Origin of the sequence: Paraburkholderia sp. BL9I2N2, from assembly GCF_004339745.1 — a bacterium.
Lineage (GTDB): Bacteria > Pseudomonadota > Gammaproteobacteria > Burkholderiales > Burkholderiaceae > Paraburkholderia.
Genome location: NZ_SMGP01000003.1, coordinates 280658 through 293855 on the forward strand (window position 1 = coordinate 280658; position 13198 = coordinate 293855).

Consider the following 13198-nt stretch of genomic DNA (forward strand, 5'->3'; position numbering starts at 1 on the left):
GACAGGCTGAAGTGAATCGCGCTACCGAAACGCGGCGCAGCAAAATTCTGCGGCCAGTGCGGCTGGCAAAATGTTCGGCAGGTATCCGCGTCGTTGGGAGACGGGCTGGGGTTATGACCTCCCCGCTACGTCTTGAGGTCGCGACGGACGACGGGTTAGCGGGGAGCCGGACGCTACTGTCTACCGCGATAGGGGACGTGTGTCGTTAAAGTCTCGGAAATGCGCCGGTTTTTTTTAACAGCCGGGAGATCTAGACTCGTCAGTGCAGGGTCATGGGAGGACGGGTGAACCGCTCATCTATACGCGACAACCTTTTGAGCCAAAAGATAGTGAGCGACTTGGCCGTTAGGGACGGCTAGCCTTGGTTCGCCTATCGGGCATCTTTTCTGGGGCTGCGCTGAGCGACACAATGAAATCGAGAAACATGCGCACCTTTGCCGGAACATGATGGCGGGACGGATAGAGTGCGTAAAGTGGGAATCTATCGTCGGGCCAGTCGGGGAACAACTCCACGAGCCGGCCATCCGCGAGTAGTTGTTCTACACCGAGCTCCATCACCTGAGCAATGGCGTGCCCGGCCACGCAGACGCTATGCATTGTGCCGACATCGTTGACAGTGAGTCGCCCAGCCACCTCAATGGAAATTTTCTTGCGCCCGCGGTGAAATTCCCAGTCGAAGGGTCGCCCTGTTTCGGGGTCCCGGAACCTTATGCATTGGTGAGCGTCATTTTCGAGCTCGGAGGGTTGCTCGGGGCGGCCCTTGCGCTTGAGATAGGCGGGCGCTGCAACGGTCAGGATGCGCGTATCGAGAAGCTTTCGTGCCACAAGACTGGAAGGTCGCGGTTCACCAAATCGGACCGCTAGGTCAAAGCCGTCGGCGATCATATCGCCGAGCTGATCTCTTGTGACCAATTCCAGTCGGAGCTCCGGATACTGATCGATAAATGACCCTAGCTTCGGGGCAAGGAGCAGGCGGGAAAAAAATGGATCGACATTGACCCTCAGGCGACCGCGTACCGCTGTCGCTCCCTCGGTAGCGGACGTCGCGGCCTCTTCAAGCGCCGCAAGCAGTGGCATCACTTGCTCGTAAAGGCGGCGGCCCTCATCCGTCAGCGTGACAGAACGCGTCGTGCGGTCCAGGAGACGGACCCCTAGGCGCGTTTCAAGCCGTGCTATGCAGCGGCTGACACCCGACTGAGACATGTCGAGCATGTCACCCGCAGCAGCGAAACTGCCGGTGTCGACTATCGCGGACAGAACACCCATCCCGTTCAGAATTCGTTCGTCGAAGCCGGCCATCAATGCCCTCGCAGCATATATGAAATGACACTGATGTTATCGCGAAAAGACGTGTCGGCGCGCAAAATTGCCCCATCGAACGATGCGAATCAGGAGGGGCAGATGTTTGCGGTTACTGGAATTACCGGGCAAGTAGTAGGTGTCGTTGCACGTGTTCTGCTTGCTGCAGGCACTGGAAGTGCGTGGAGTCGTTCGTGATCCAGCAAAAAGGAGAGGACTGGGCAAACCAGGGATGCGAGGTGGCAGTAGCTCAAATGAACCACGCAGTCGCCTTGGCGCGTGCCTTTGACGGGGCGGAAGCAGTGTTCATTTTGCTACCTCCGAATTTCGATCCGGCACACGGGTTTCCAGAGTACGGGATGGCGTCTGGGGTCGACATTCCCATTACGGAAGACGAACTTGACTACGTATGGTCCTTTCACGGTGGGATTTTCTATCATGGAATTCGGCGTTGCGCCTTTGGCACGTCAACGGACCACGAGCTAAGCCAAACTGTTCTCGATGTAACAATTGACGCCTTCATCAACGCGGCTCCGCACGCGATCGGTCGGTTCATGGCCGAGGCTCCCCGCTCCTGAGATTTTCCGCTTCGAGATAGTTGCTACAGCGCTGCCTCGCTCGAGGCTGATATTCCTGAAGTCGCTCAGGTAAAGCACGTCTTTATCAAAGCGGCTGCTCGCGTGACAAACCGCGCCGAGAATAGCCACCAACCAACCCGCAGGCGCGAGCGCCAGATGTGCGACTTTCGCGACGCGCGTCCCACGCAGGCGTTTCTCTCATGCTCCGGCCCGTTCCGGCAGCACTTCGCGCTGCCCAGACATCAGATGAACGCGGATTGTCATCGCGCCATACTAAAAGAACGCATCGCCACATGGCAAGACAGGCCGGTCCCAACCGCAGCCAACCTGGTTATCTGATAAGGATAACTACTCTTGATTCAGACATGTAGCCTACGCTCGTCAACTTGACAGTGCCGTCGCGAGTGGGCTTGCGGCCGCATTCATTTACCCATGAACCTGATGATTTGCTCGGCGACTGCGCGAGGGGCTTCTTCGGGCATATAGTGCCCACAGCCAGCAAACACGGCACCCCGCACATCCACTGCGACTAAGCGCATCGTGTCGAGCAGCATTGCTCCGACTCCGCTCTCCGCGCCGACAGCGAGTACCGGCATGGCGAGCTTGCGCTCGGCGCGGGCCCGAGTGTGCGCGATTCCTTCGGGCCCGAGATTGTGTCGTTGGTAGGAAAGCGCCGCCCGCGTCGCGCCAGGGGCGGCGTTGACGCGCACATATTCACCGATATCCGCCGGTGTGATCGTCCAGGGACGAGTGGACTTCGCCCTGAACAGCCAAGTCAGGAACTCCCGCTCGCGTCCCTGCAGCAGGATCTCCGGCAGATCATCGAGCCGGTTGAAGGCCAGGTGCCAGGTCTTCACATTCGCCTCCGCCGAGGGAATGCCGGCCGGCGGCGGCGGGGTGATGCCGGGCAGCGCCGCGTCGAACACGGCGAGCCGCTTCACGTCGCCCGGCCATTCGGCCGCATAGGCATAGCCGATCCAGGTGCCGAGATCGTGACCGACGATGTCGACAGGCCCGTTGGCGGTCAGTTTCAGCGCCTCGACGAAACCATGAAGCTCGGCGGCCACGGTACGCATCTCGTAGCCAGAGGCGGGCCGATCGGAGTCTCCCATGCCGCGCGGGTCGAGCGCGATCACGCGTCGGCCGGCCTTGGCCAGCAGCGGCATCACATAACGCCATGCGTACCAGCTCTGCGGCCAGCCGGGCAGCAGCAGGATCGGCGCGCCGCTGCCGCCTTCGACGAAATGCAGCCGCACGCCCTTGATCACGACGGTATCGTGGTGGAACTGCGTCCAGAACGTCGCAGGGTCGAAGGGCGGTAACGTGTCCGCGGCGGAGGTTTGAACGACGTCATGCGTCATGGGGTACTCCTGGTCGAGTCTGGGTGATCAGCGGTCGCGTCCAATCGCCTGGTGGGACTGGTTTCGCGGGGGTCGGTTGGCGTGGCCGGTTTCATATAGAAAGAGACCCCTTCCAAATTAGGCAAATGCTCAGTCGAGCAGCTTCAATGCGCTATCGACAAGACTTGCCATCTCCTCACGGGAGCGGCCGGTCTTGCCCAGGACGCGCATTCCCTGCACCACGCACAGCAGCAGGCGGGCGGTGACGGCAGCATCGACCAGCGAGGAAACGGAGCCATCTTCCTGTCCCTCTCGAATGAACTCGACGAGACGCCTTTCCTGGTTCGCGAGCACGGCGGCGACGCGCTTCGCCATTTCGGGATCGGAGCTTGCGAGATCGACAGCGCTGCTCACGACGAGGCAGCCGCGCCGGCCGGTCTTGCCGTGGCTGCCTTCGGCATAGACGGCGAGTATGGCCCTGACCTTGTCGCGTGCGGTTCGTGTGTTTGCCAACTCCTGCGCCAGCCGCTCGCTGCGCAGCATGACGTAGCGCTCGAATGCGGCCAGGAAGACGCCGCGCTTGTCGCGGAAGGCCTTGTAGAGGCTGCCCTCGGCGATCTCCATCGCAGCCGTGAGCTTGCCGAGCGAGGTGGCGTAATAGCCGTTCTCGCTGAACGTGCCGATGGCCTTGTCCAGAGCGTGATCGAGATCGAACTCCCGTGGGCGTCCGGGACTGCGAGGTCCCGGAGAAGGTGTGACTGATTTTTTGTCCATGGGTTGTATAATAGGAAGAGATCGCTTCCTAATCAAGCCATGAAAACCTGGCACGGGCAGTTCGGCTTTGACCGTGTTCACGTGGTCAGTGCGCCCGGTTGGAGGCCTGAATACCGGGTTCGTGGCGCGATGCCGTGGTCGGCGCGGATCGCGTTCTCCGTGATCGGGCCTGCCGGATACGGATGAAGGCCGGTCACCGCGCGCTCGTCGGCTTCAGCATAGACGGCGGTCGCGCCCTTCAGGCTGCGCAGTGCGTGAATCAGTTCATGGGCTAGTCCAATGAAGGGAGGGCGATGTCCGTCCGGAGAGTCGTACTTGCCCGGATTCCATCGAATCATGGACGGCGAACCGATATCGCCATCGAGAAACCGCATCTGGGCGGTTGCCCACGCGGCCGCATTGAAGTTGGACACGTTGCCTGTCAATGGAACGGGTGCGCTTGTCCTTCCAACCTGTTGGGCGCCCTGCGCGCGCACGAGGTTCGACGCACTTGCGCCGTTCGTGCCAGCGTACACCCGCGCTCCGAATGAACCAGGAGCTATGGAGACGCGCTGACCGTCGCCGGACGGAATGATCGCCACTTTGTACGGCAGAGTAGTGTGGATCAGGGCCGCGGCCAGTTCAATTTCATCCATCAGCCTGCGGCCGGCCGCACCGCTAGCGATCTTGCCGAGGGCTTCGAGCGTCGCACCGACAAACGATGCGGGATGCAGCGGCCGACGTCCGACCATAACGCCATGGTATTGGGTCGACGTCCACTGGAAACCTGGCTGCGCGTTCGCTTGCGACGGATGGTGAAGAAACCGCGGGATCCTGATGGATGGCATGTAGTTAGCTCGTTAGACTAAGAGAGTCTTGGTAGAACAGCCAGTGCCGCAGATTTATTCCCTTGATGATCATGCCCGGTTGGCGAGGGGCGCAGTTGGGGAGTTTGCTGGCCGTCTGGGCGACAAGCTCGCCCAGCAGCGGACCGTGTCGTGCGTGACCACGACACCACGCTTGAGCAATAACGCCTCAACGTCGCGCAGGCTCAGGCTCAACCGGAAATATCAGCGAAGCGGAAAGCTGATAACGACGGCAGCAAAGCGGTGGCCGTGACAAAGCGATCTCGTCTTGCTCACCGCTTCACGACGCCGGTCCATCAATCTGGCACTGGCCTGCACATGATTCGCGTGCTTCGAGCAAGATGTGCTGCAGCAAGCGCCGGTTAGTCTGCCTTACGAAGATGTTCGACCAGCAGTTGCGTGGGAACATTCAACGTATGCCGGTCGCCATTGAAACATAGGTGAAGGTGACGTTGCGCCCAAGGCTCATCGAGCGGCCGGGTTTCAACACCGGCGAAACTCGGGTGGCGCTCGAGCCACGGCGCAGGCAACACCGAAATGCCCATGCCCATCTCCACCATGCAGCAGACCGCTTCGTTGCCGCTTACCTGGACGCGCCGGCTGATCTGCCGATCAAGCCGGGCCGCCGCTGCGAAAAGCAGAGTGCTCAACGAGCTTTCGCTGCGCAGGCAAACAAACTCGAACGGCAGCATCTCGGCGAAGCTCAGGCTCGGCCGCGCCAGCAGTTCATGTCCCACGGGCAGCACCGCAACTAGCCTCTCTTCGTTATAAGGCAGCGTGCTCAGGCCGTTTGCCGCGAACGGATCGCCGAATATGCCGATGTCCGCCTGCCCGTCGGCAACGAGCTTGATCGCGTGCGGACTCAGACTGTCAGTGAGTTCGACACTGACGCCGGGATGCAATCCGGAGAATGTACGCAATTGCTGCGGCAGATATTGCGTGACCACCGCGATGCTCGCGGCAATCCGGACGGTACCGCGTACTTCTTCCGACAGATCCGTCATCTCCACTTCAAGCTGCTGGATGTTGCGGCGAATCGTGTTGGCGTGACGGAGCAGGACATGGGCAGCCCGCGTGGGCTCGAGCCGGGTGGGACGCCGCTCGAACAAACGCTGATTGAGCATCGCTTCCAGGTCCGACATGCGCTTGCTGATGGCCGACACCGCTATGTGCTCGCGCGCGGCGGCCTGCGTGAGACTCTTGGTCTCCATGACGGCGACAAACAGTTGCAGCGTGTAAAGATCGATTCTCATACAGGTTCCCTGCCCGAACGTTGACCGCCGAGGTGATCGCGTCCGGTTTGTTTCGACACATCAAAGCACAGCCGGCGTTAGTGCTTTCCCCAGGAATATCGCGTTGAAGGAGCGCCATGGTCGCCGCGCATCCTCTGCGCGGCTCGCGCGTACAGCCCGTGTCATTTTACGCCGCGCTCCGATGACGTAAGGCGTTGGCGTCCTTTCGCCGGTCCTCGCGGCAGCCGCCGGCTCGCTGACGCCGGCTGTGAGCCTCGCGAATCGACAAGCCCCCTTCGTCAAACAGAAATAGCGAGCCCGTGCCGCTGTTCCTAATATCGAGGCCAGAACAGCGGCGTGCTCGATGCATTGCGCCGCTGTACCCAACTAATCATGGAGACACGCAATGAAGGTTGCCGTATTGCCGGGCGATGGAGTGGGCCGGGAGATCGTTCCCGAGGCCGTCAAGGTTCTGAAAGCGGTCTCGAACGGGCGCTTCGAACTCGAACTCGAGTATGGGGCCATCGGCATGAGCGGTGTGGAGGCGACCGGCAAGCCGCTGCCCGACGAAACGCTGGCGATGGCGCAACGCTGCGACGCCATCCTGTTCGGTTCGGTAGGCGGCCCCGAGTATGAACAGTGGCTGCGCAAGAACAAGGTTCGCTCAGGGTTGCTGCAACTGCGCAGGACACTCGGCCTGAACGCGAATTTACGGCCGGTCCGGCCGATCCGGGAACTCGCGTCCGTGTCGACGCTCAAGCCCGAAGTGATCGACGGACTCGACATGCTTATCGTGCGCGAACTGTCGAGCGATATCTACTTCGGCGAACCGCGCGGTCCGGTGGAAAGCGCGAACGGCGAGCGCGAATCGATCAATACCATGCGTTACCGCGAATCTGAAGTGCGGGCGATTGCCCACGTCGCATTCAAAGCAGCGCAGCAGCGCAACAGGCGGGTGTGTTCGGTCGACAAAGCCAATGTGCTCGAGACCATGCAGCTATGGCGCGACGTCATGACGGAAGTGGGCCGCGAGTATCCGGATGTGGAACTCACGCATCTTTATATCGACGCTGCCGCGATGGCGCTATTGCGCACACCGACGCGCTTCGACGTGATTGTCACGGGCAACATGTTCGGCGACATTCTCTCCGACGAAGCGGCGATGCTCGCGGGTTCGCTCGGCATGATGCCGTCGGCTTCGCTGGCGCCCGGCGGCAAGGGGCTGTACGAGCCCATCCACGGCTCGGCGCCCGACATTGCCGGGCGCGACATCGCCAATCCGCTCGCCACGATTCTTTCCGCGGCAATGCTGCTGCGTTACACGCTCAAACGCGAGACGGAAGCGGTGCTCGTCGAGGAGGCGGTGCGCCGGGTCGTCGCGGCGGGCACGCGTACCGGCGACATCATGGAAACGGGTTGCACCCAGGTCGGCACGCGCGCCATGGGCGATGCGGTGGTCGCGGCACTCGCGGGTTGACGGCCATGATTCGTTCCGCGTTGATCCAATCCGCGCTGCCGGGTGTCCAACCAGGCGCATCCGGCACGCGACGCGCAGATGCGTTGCCGACACCGGTGGCCGCGCAGGCCGGTGCCGCGCTCGCGTTCGAAAACGTCACGTGCACGTTTTCGCATGCGTCCGGCAAGCAATGCTATACGGCAGTCGACAACGCGAGCTTGAGCGTCGCGCCCGGCGAGTTCGTGTCTGTGGTCGGTCCGACCGGCTGCGGCAAGTCGACCTTGCTTAACATGGCGGCGGGTCTGCTGTTTCCATCGTCGGGAAGGGTGCTCAGTTTCGGCCGCGAGGTGACGGACATCAACCGTCACGCGACCTATCTGTTTCAAGGCGAAGCGCTGATGCCGTGGCGGCGCGCGATCGACAACATCTCCGCGGGCCTGCAGTTCGCCAACGTCAGCCGCGCCGAAGCCGGACAGCGCGCCGAACTGTGGCTGGCGCGCGTCGGCCTCGCGGGGCACGGCCACAAGTTTCCGTATCAGATGTCGGGTGGCATGCGCAAACGCGTCGCACTTGCCCAGGCGCTGATTCTCGATCCGCCGCTCATCCTGATGGACGAACCGTTCAGCGCGCTCGACATCCAGACGCGCCAGTTGATGGAATCCGAACTGCTCGCGCTATGGCAGGCGGACCGCAAGTCGGTGCTGTTCATCACCCATGATCTGGATGAAGCCATCGCGCTGTCGGACCGCGTCGTCGTCTTGTCGGCGGGGCCGGGCACGCGGCCGATCGCAGAGTTTCCGATCGATTTGCCGCGTCCGCGCGAGGTGTCCGAAATCCGTAATTCCGAGCGTTTCGTGGCGCTGCATACCCAGATCTGGGACGTTCTTCGTGATGAGGTGCTGAAAGGCTATGAACAGAGCAAACGCTGAACCGATCGAAGGCGCCGTGCGCATGACGAAGCGCCCGACAAACACGCGTGCGCCGCGCGATCTGATGCTGCTGTGGCGTCTGTTGCTGCTCGCTGCAACGCTCGGCCTGTGGCAACTGCTGGTGAGCCTCGGCGTGATGCCGGTGTTCTTCTTCGGCGATCCGGGGCCGGTGTTCGTACAGGTCTGGCGATGGTTCCAGAGCGGCGAAATCCTGCCGCATCTGTGGGTGACGCTGGTGGAGACCGTGCTGTCGTTTCTGGTCGGGACCGGCGCGGCGGTGGTAGTGGGTTTACTGCTGTCGCTGAATGATTTTCTGGCGCGTCTGCTCGATCCGTTCATCAAGGCCGCCAACGCGATGCCACGGGTGATCTTCGCACCGATTTTCGCGCTGTGGTTCGGCCTCGGCATCTGGTCGAAGGTCGCGCTGGGTACGACGCTGGTGTTCTTTATCGTGTTCTTCAACGTCTTTCAGGGCGTGCGCGAAGTCAGTCCGGTGGTGCATTCGAATGTGCGGATGCTGGGCGCGAGCCGCAGCCAGATGCTGCGCTATCTGTATCTGCCGTCGGCGGCCAGCTGGGTTTTTTCGAGCCTGCACAATGCGGTCGGCATGGCGTTCGTCGGCGCGGTGGTGGGGGAATACCTCGGTTCGGCGCGCGGCATCGGCTATCTGATTCTGGAGGCCGAAGGGTCCTTCAACATCAATGCGGTGATCGCCGGCATCGTGGTGCTGACCGTTTTCGCGTTGCTGATCGACACACTGGTGACTCGTATCGAGCGGCGCCTGCTGATCTGGCAACCGGCCTCGGGCGCATCGGCCAAAGCGCGCGCCGACAACTAACGGAGACGGATTGTGTCCATCATGCAAGGCAAGACCTTGTTCGAAAAGATCTGGAGCAGCCATGAAGTCGTGCGCGACGATACCGGCCAGAGTCTCCTTTATATCGACAGGAATCTGATTCACGAAGGCTCGCGCAACCCGTTTCAGGTGCTCGCTGCGAAGAACCTCACCGTGCGCCGTCCCGACCGTACGTTCGCGACGCCCGATCATTACGCGCCGACCACGGGACGCACGCTCGACGACGTCGACGGCCCCGAACGGCGTGATATGGTCGCCTCGCTGACCCGCAACGCGCAGCGCGAAGGCATCACGCTATTCGGCATGGACGATCCGCGGCATGGCATTACGCATGTCGTCGGGCCCGAGCAAGGTTTGAGTCTGCCGGGCATGACCATTGTGTGCGGCGACAGCCATACCTCGACGCACGGTGCGCTCGGCGCGCTAGCGTTCGGTGTCGGCGCGTCGGACGTCGCGCTCGTGCTGGCGACGCAAAGCGTATGGCAACGCATGCCGCTCACCCTGCGTGTGACGATCGACGGCGAACTCGGACGCGGCGTCAGCGCGAAAGACGTGGCGCTCGCGCTGATCGCGAAGATCGGCGCCTCCGGCGCGACGGGGCATGTGATCGAGTACACCGGCAGCACGATTGCGGCGATGTCGATGGAAGGGCGGTTGACGTTGTGCAATCTGTCGATCGAAGCAGGGGCGAGGGCGGGCATCATCGCACCCGACGAGACCACCTTCGCCTACATAAAAGGCCGGCCGTTCGCGCCAGCGGGGGAAGACTGGAACGATCGGCTGGCGCAATGGCGCATGCTTTTCAGCGACCCGGACGCCGCCTTCGATACCGAGGTTTCGCTCGACGCCACCCGCATCGCGCCCATGGTCACCTGGGGCAACAGCGTCGAGGATGCGTTACCGATCAGCGGCGCGGTGCCGGACCCGGCAAGCGCTGGTGAGCCGGAACGTCGCGCGGTGATCGAGCGCACGCTCGACTATATGGGCCTCCGCGCAGGCGAGCCGCTCGACGGCGTGAAGATCGACTATGCGTTCATCGGTTCGTGCACCAATGGCCGCATCGAGGACCTGCGCTCGGCGGCGGCGATCGTGAAGGGCAAAACCATCGCCGCCCACGTCACGGCGCTGGTCGTGCCGGGCTCGGCGCAGGTAAAGCTCGCAGCGCAAGCCGAAGGCCTCGATCGCATCTTCGTGGCGGCCGGATTCCAGTGGCGCGAGCCGGGCTGCTCGATGTGCCTCGCGACCAATGGCGACACCGTGCCGCCGGGGGCACGTTGCGCCTCAACCTCGAACCGTAATTTCGTCGGCCGCCAGGGGCCGGAATCGCGTACGCATCTGATGAGCCCGGCCATGGCCGCGGCGGCTGCGATCGCCGGGCATCTGACCGACGTGCGTCAATTTCTTTAGGGAGCCGTGCATGCAACCGTTCTTGCGCGTCGAAGCCGTCGCGCTGCCTATTGCCGGTTCGAACGTGAACACGGATCAGATCATTCCCGCGCGCTTTTTACGCAAGCAACGCGCGGAGGGCTTCGGCCAGTATCTTTTCCACGACTTGCGTTTTGACGACCACGACAACGAGCGGGCCGATTTTGCGCTGAACCAGGCCGCTTATCGCGACGCGCAAATCGTGGTTGCCGGACCGAACTTCGGTTGCGGGTCGTCGCGCGAAATGGCGGTCTGGGCGATTGCGGACTACGGCATTCGCGCGGTGATTGCCGCGAGCTTTGGCGATATCTTCTTCAACAACTGCGTCAGAAACGGTGTTCTGTGCGTGGTGCTGCCGCCGGAGGTGGTCGCCGGCCTGCTCGCGATGCTGGAAGACGCGCCGGGTACGACGCTGTCGATCGATCTGGAGCGTCAGATCGTCGGCACGCGGGATGCCGACTACCGGTTCGAAGTCGATCCGTTCAATCGCAAATGCCTGCTGCTGGGGATCGATGGTGTGGACTACACCTTGCAGTTCGCCGACCGGATCGCCGCGTTCGAGGCACGCACAAGCGCACCGCCCTGACATATGCAAAGCGGTAGACAGGCCGATATCAAATACAAGGAGACACCGACATGAAAAACACTTTCCGTACGCTGTGCTGCGCGCTATTGACGCTCGGCATGGCCACGCTCAGCCACGCGCAGGGCGGTCTGGAGCAAACCCATCTGGACATCGCGACCACCAGTTCCGTGATTTCCTACTATCCCTTCGAAATCGCGCTCGCCAAGGGCTATTTCAAGGATGAAGGACTCGACGTCGAACGCAGCATGTATGCGGGCGGTCCGCAAACTTTGCAGGCGCTTCTCGGCGGCAGTGCTGACATGGTGGTGAGCGCCTATTCGAACACGCTCACCATGGCCGCGCACGGCCAGCACCTGCAGGCGTTCGTGCTGATGATCAAATATCCCGCGTTCGTGCTGGGCATCACCAGGCAGGGGCAGGCGAAATATACGTCGCTGAAAAGTCTCGCCAACATGAAGATCGGCGTGACCTCGCCGGGTTCGAGCACGAACATGATTCTCGATGCCATTGCGGCCCGTAACGGCGTCGACCGCAAATCGTATGCGGTGATCGGCGTCGGCGCGCAAGCCAGCGCGGCGGCGGCGGTGAAGCAAGGACAACTCGACGCGCTGGTGGGCATCGATCCGACCATCACGATGTTGACCGAGAGCAATGAACTGAAGGTGGTCGCCGATCTGCGCACCGGCGAGGGCGTGATGGCCTCGATCGGCAGCAGCACCTATCCGGAAGGCTCGGTGATATCCACCACCGATTTCATCAAGAAGAATCCGCATACCGTTCAGGCGGTGGTCAACGCCATGCTGCGTGCGGAGAAATTCCTGCAGACCGCGACCCCCGCGCAGATTGCCGATGCGTTGCCCAAGTCGTATCAGGTGGGCGACCGCGTCATGTATTTGAAGGCCATCGAGCATACCCGTTCCGTCTATTCCACGGACGGCCGCTACGACCCGAAGGGCGCCGCGGCGGTACTCGACGTGCTGGCCGGATCGGACCCGCTGATCGCCGGGGCGCGTAGCCGGATCGATTTGCCGTCGACCTATACGAATAGTTTTGTGGAAGCCGCCACCGTCAAGAAACCGTAACTCATTGGAGACCATTCGACATGCAGCATCCCAACGCATTCAAGACTGCCATCGCGGCGCGCCAGCGGCAGATCGGCTTATGGCTCAGCATGGCCGACAGCGTGGCCGCTGAAATCTGCGCGACCGCCGGCTTCGACTGGTTCCTGATCGACGGCGAGCACGCGCCGAACGATCTACGCACGATCCTCGCGCAGTTGCAGACGCTCGCGGCGTTTCCGGTCGAGCCGGTGGTGCGTCCGCCGGTTGGCGAGGCGTGGATCATCAAGCAGTTGCTCGATGCGGGCGCACGCTCGTTGCTCGTGCCGATGGTCGACACGGCGGAGCAGGCGCGCGAACTGGTTTCAATGACGCGCTATCCGCCGCATGGCATTCGCGGCGTCGGCGCACGCATGGCGCGCGCTTCCCGATTCGGCGCGCGCAGCGACTACATCGCGAAGGCCAAAGACGAGATGTGCCTGCTGGTGCAGGTCGAAACAGCCGGCGCGCTCGGGCAGATCGAAGCGATTGCCGCAGTTGAGGGTGTCGATGGCATTTTCGTCGGACCATCCGATCTGGCGGCGTCGATGGGGCATCCCGGCAATCCCGCCCACCCCGAAGTACGCGCCGCAGTCGAAGACGCGTTGCGCAGAATCGCCGCGGCCGGCAAGCCGGCGGGCATCGTCTCTTTCAACGCCGACGACACGCAGCGGTTCATCGATCTGGACACGATGTTCGTTGCGGTGGGCGCCGACGCGGCGATTCTGGCCGATGGAACCCGCGCGCTGATAAACCGCTTCAAGAAGCCATTGCAATGAGC

General features: G+C 62.2%; 12 protein-coding genes and 2 pseudogenes. 9 read left to right on the top strand and 5 right to left on the bottom strand.

The features are described from left to right. Positions 1–345 precede the first annotated feature (345 nt). Positions 346–1299, bottom strand: a complete 954-nt coding sequence (locus tag B0G74_RS31965) for a LysR family transcriptional regulator (protein ID WP_132379922.1) — start codon at positions 1297–1299, stop codon at positions 346–348. Between the two features lie 102 nt (positions 1300–1401). Between B0G74_RS31965 and B0G74_RS31970 the strand changes: the two are divergent. Further along, positions 1402–1652: pseudogene (locus tag B0G74_RS31970) on the top strand (NmrA family NAD(P)-binding protein); the annotation flags it as partial. A 327-nt stretch (positions 1653–1979) separates the two neighbouring features. Next, positions 1980–2216 (top strand): annotated as a pseudogene (locus B0G74_RS46910) (IS6 family transposase); the annotation flags it as partial. Between the two features lie 83 nt (positions 2217–2299). Here the strand turns inward: B0G74_RS46910 and B0G74_RS31980 are convergent. The 4 genes from B0G74_RS31980 to B0G74_RS32000 all read right to left on the bottom strand — a co-directional run bounded on the left by B0G74_RS31980 (position 2300) and on the right by B0G74_RS32000 (position 6089). Beyond that, the gene (locus B0G74_RS31980; RefSeq protein ID WP_132379924.1) at positions 2300–3238 is read right to left on the bottom strand and encodes an alpha/beta fold hydrolase; all 939 of its coding nucleotides are present in this window, start codon (positions 3236–3238) and stop codon (positions 2300–2302) included. Between the two features lie 129 nt (positions 3239–3367). Then, the gene (locus tag B0G74_RS31985; protein ID WP_132379926.1) at positions 3368–3991 is read right to left on the bottom strand and encodes a TetR/AcrR family transcriptional regulator; all 624 of its coding nucleotides are present in this window, start codon (positions 3989–3991) and stop codon (positions 3368–3370) included. A 77-nt stretch (positions 3992–4068) separates the two neighbouring features. Beyond that, positions 4069–4818: a M91 family zinc metallopeptidase gene (locus B0G74_RS31990; protein WP_132379928.1), complete on the bottom strand. Its 750-nt coding sequence runs from the start codon at positions 4816–4818 to the stop codon at positions 4069–4071. Between the two features lie 380 nt (positions 4819–5198). Continuing rightward, the gene (locus B0G74_RS32000; RefSeq protein ID WP_132379930.1) at positions 5199–6089 is read right to left on the bottom strand and encodes a LysR family transcriptional regulator; all 891 of its coding nucleotides are present in this window, start codon (positions 6087–6089) and stop codon (positions 5199–5201) included. Positions 6090–6474: 385 nt separating this feature from the next. On the opposite strand from B0G74_RS32000, the gene leuB reads away from it, so the two are divergent. The 7 genes from leuB to B0G74_RS32035 are packed head-to-tail and all read left to right on the top strand — an operon-like array spanning position 6475 to position 13196. Beyond that, positions 6475–7545: a 3-isopropylmalate dehydrogenase gene (leuB, locus tag B0G74_RS32005; RefSeq protein ID WP_132379932.1), complete on the top strand. Its 1071-nt coding sequence runs from the start codon at positions 6475–6477 to the stop codon at positions 7543–7545. 5 nt (positions 7546–7550) lie between these two features. Further along, positions 7551–8453, top strand: a complete 903-nt coding sequence (locus tag B0G74_RS32010) for an ABC transporter ATP-binding protein (RefSeq protein ID WP_132379934.1) — start codon at positions 7551–7553, stop codon at positions 8451–8453. A gap of 22 nt (positions 8454–8475) precedes the next feature. Continuing rightward, positions 8476–9291, top strand: coding sequence for an ABC transporter permease (locus B0G74_RS32015; RefSeq protein WP_132381225.1), 816 nt, complete (start codon positions 8476–8478; stop codon positions 9289–9291). Positions 9292–9312: 21 nt separating this feature from the next. Then, on the top strand, positions 9313–10716 hold the full coding sequence (gene leuC, locus B0G74_RS32020) for a 3-isopropylmalate dehydratase large subunit (protein WP_132381227.1): 1404 nt from the start codon (positions 9313–9315) through the stop codon (positions 10714–10716). Between the two features lie 10 nt (positions 10717–10726). Beyond that, a complete protein-coding gene (leuD, locus tag B0G74_RS32025; protein ID WP_132379936.1) occupies positions 10727–11320 on the top strand; it encodes a 3-isopropylmalate dehydratase small subunit in 594 nt (197 codons plus the stop codon). 50 nt (positions 11321–11370) lie between these two features. Next, the gene (locus B0G74_RS32030) at positions 11371–12402 is read left to right on the top strand and encodes an ABC transporter substrate-binding protein (protein ID WP_132379938.1); all 1032 of its coding nucleotides are present in this window, start codon (positions 11371–11373) and stop codon (positions 12400–12402) included. A gap of 20 nt (positions 12403–12422) precedes the next feature. Beyond that, the gene (locus B0G74_RS32035) at positions 12423–13196 is read left to right on the top strand and encodes an aldolase/citrate lyase family protein (protein ID WP_132379940.1); all 774 of its coding nucleotides are present in this window, start codon (positions 12423–12425) and stop codon (positions 13194–13196) included. Positions 13197–13198 lie beyond the last annotated feature (2 nt).

Excerpts from the sequence above, each read along its gene's own strand:
- B0G74_RS32015 (WP_132381225.1), top strand. The coding sequence starts at position 8,476 with ATGACGAAGCGCCCGACAAACACGCGTGCGCCGCGCGATCTGATGCTG.
- leuB (WP_132379932.1), top strand. The coding sequence starts at position 6,475 with ATGAAGGTTGCCGTATTGCCGGGCGATGGAGTGGGCCGGGAGATCGTT.
- B0G74_RS32035 (WP_132379940.1), top strand. The coding sequence starts at position 12,423 with ATGCAGCATCCCAACGCATTCAAGACTGCCATCGCGGCGCGCCAGCGG.
- B0G74_RS32000 (WP_132379930.1), bottom strand. The coding sequence starts at position 6,089 with ATGAGAATCGATCTTTACACGCTGCAACTGTTTGTCGCCGTCATGGAG.
- B0G74_RS31980 (WP_132379924.1), bottom strand. The coding sequence starts at position 3,238 with ATGACGCATGACGTCGTTCAAACCTCCGCCGCGGACACGTTACCGCCC.
- B0G74_RS31985 (WP_132379926.1), bottom strand. The coding sequence starts at position 3,991 with ATGGACAAAAAATCAGTCACACCTTCTCCGGGACCTCGCAGTCCCGGA.
- B0G74_RS31965 (WP_132379922.1), bottom strand. The coding sequence starts at position 1,299 with ATGGCCGGCTTCGACGAACGAATTCTGAACGGGATGGGTGTTCTGTCC.
- leuD (WP_132379936.1), top strand. The coding sequence starts at position 10,727 with ATGCAACCGTTCTTGCGCGTCGAAGCCGTCGCGCTGCCTATTGCCGGT.
- B0G74_RS31990 (WP_132379928.1), bottom strand. The coding sequence starts at position 4,818 with ATGCCATCCATCAGGATCCCGCGGTTTCTTCACCATCCGTCGCAAGCG.
- B0G74_RS32010 (WP_132379934.1), top strand. The coding sequence starts at position 7,551 with ATGATTCGTTCCGCGTTGATCCAATCCGCGCTGCCGGGTGTCCAACCA.
- B0G74_RS32030 (WP_132379938.1), top strand. The coding sequence starts at position 11,371 with ATGAAAAACACTTTCCGTACGCTGTGCTGCGCGCTATTGACGCTCGGC.
- leuC (WP_132381227.1), top strand. The coding sequence starts at position 9,313 with ATGCAAGGCAAGACCTTGTTCGAAAAGATCTGGAGCAGCCATGAAGTC.